Raw genomic sequence first — 2,033 nt, 5'->3', positions numbered from 1 at the left:
TCAGCCGCAAGGTCGACCAAGAAAGGCGCTTTCCCCAACGAGGATGCAGTCTTCAAGATTTTCTACCTACGCATCCAAGAGCTCTATAAAAAATGGAAGGGTCGTCACGTCGCAAACTGGGCGATGGTCCGGAACCAGCTGCTCATGGACGACAGGATGTCTCAGCTTATGCAGCAATACGATGTTGCTTATTGAATCGATTTACACAAAACTCTTGACACACCCGTTTTGGATGTATTTTCAGTGTGTTTTTGACACCCATTCGTCCTCGGAAACAAGTCCACGGCATTTTGTGCTTCTGTCCGTTCTTGGGAATATGTCCAATTATATTGTAACAAGATATGTCATCAAGCAAGCCTGTATACTAATAATAAAAGAATACACCTATATGGGATTTTTGTGCTCCATGATAATTTCAAAAAATTTTAGCATGCCCACTATTAAATTTGATACATTATATTTCTAAGCACCGTTGCAACATTTGAATAATATTGATCAAATTCTCAGTTAACTTGTCATATACCATATCTACTGCAATTCCCCAACCTGTGCTCATGTTTTTAGGGTCTATTCCATAAACGTTTAGTGCACTTTTTACTTTTTCATCAGACATAGGATGTGATGATGCGTTCCTGAGATCAACAAGAGCAAACAAAAAGCTCATCCCATCTACTTGAATATCCTTATTCCATCGCATAATAATATTCTCATGTTGTGTAATCAAATTAAGTCCCGAATCCAATGCTATACTACAGAGTTGCATAATTGTAGCCAATAATTTAAGAGATCTGAAATCCTTAATTTCTTTTATATCCATTCCTGCTTTATGTAAAAATTTTCTTAATGATTTTTCTTTGATGCCTTCAAATAATTTATATATTTCTGTACAACGACTAAGAAATTCCTGCTCTGTCATATCTTGCGCCACTCGATATCCTAGCGGTTTAAGATTATCCAAAGTCCACCAACCATTATAATCAACTGTTTCTTTACTTAAACCAATAATATCCATGTCGTCATATGGAAGATCAAAAGAATTACAAAGATTAGATAATGCCAAACCAAGATTTTCAAAAACATTAATAAGTTTTTCCGCACGAACACCAATATTTGCTTTTCCAAGTGTTTGTTGTTGCTCAATTGCAATATCCTTAGATACCGCATAACAATTGACATTCTGTATTATTGATGAAGGGCATCCTTCATATATTTTTTTTATTTCATAAGCGATATAATCTCTTCCAACACGATGACACCATGACAATGTCCACCATCCATCGTATGAAATACTTCCACTTGTGGGATTAATATAAAATACATCTTTACCCTCAAATTGCTCTAATATTTGATCTTTTATATACACAAAATCCAGAACGCCTTGTGCTCTTGCTCTATCCAGAGTCATGCTACCAGGATAATCTGGCCATTCTAAATCGCAACTTTGTTCGTCAGAAATAGGTCTACTTTTTGGTATAATTACCTGTCGGCACCCCCAAACTTGACAAATAGCAACATTTGTATCAGAACAAATATCTCGTTTTATATCTACTAACCGTCCAGGTTCAGATATATTTATATCATCTGTCCCATTAAAATATTTTTCTAACTCATCATCTATAGCACAACGCCGTTCCTCATAAAAGACAGCAACAACAGCACAGTTTTTTTAAACTAGCGTAGTCCTCTAAGTATCTCTTATCAATCGTAACAAAACATCCAGAATGTGATGGAAAATTATAATGTAATAATGGTTTTACAGAAATAATACCATATTCAGGCAAGGATAAGTCATCCCAGATTATTTGTTCTGAATCTCTTAAAATGCGGGGGCATAGGGTGTGTCAAGAGTTTTGTGTAAATCGATTCAATAAGCAACATCGTATTGCTGCATAAGCTGAGACATCCTGTCGTCCATGAGCAGCTGGTTCCGGACCATCGCCCAGTTTGCGACGTGACGACCCTTCCATTTTTTATAGAGCTCTTGGATGCGTAGGTAGAAAATCTTGAAGACTGCMTSMTCGTTGGGGAACTGA

Annotated in this window: 1 protein-coding gene and 1 pseudogene; one reads left to right on the top strand and one right to left on the bottom strand. The window is 36.6% G+C overall.

Annotation, left to right across the window (positions count from 1 at the left end; genetic code table 11):
• Positions 1-195: pseudogene (locus tag NM10_RS12110) on the top strand (IS256 family transposase); the annotation flags it as partial.
• A 259-nt stretch (positions 196-454) separates the two neighbouring features.
• Here the strand turns inward: NM10_RS12110 and NM10_RS12105 are convergent.
• Positions 455-1,405 carry a hypothetical protein gene (locus NM10_RS12105; protein ID WP_020311832.1) on the bottom strand — a complete coding sequence of 317 codons (951 nt, stop codon included), beginning with the start codon at positions 1,403-1,405 and terminating at the stop codon, positions 455-457.
• Positions 1,406-2,033: the final 628 nt, after the last annotated feature.

The sequence above is a fragment of the Megasphaera sp. NM10 genome, from assembly GCF_000417505.1.
GTDB classification, from domain to species: domain Bacteria; phylum Bacillota; class Negativicutes; order Veillonellales; family Megasphaeraceae; genus Megasphaera; species Megasphaera intestinihominis.
Note: the sequence above shows the minus strand (reverse complement) of the source record. Positions and strands in the feature narration are given on the sequence as shown.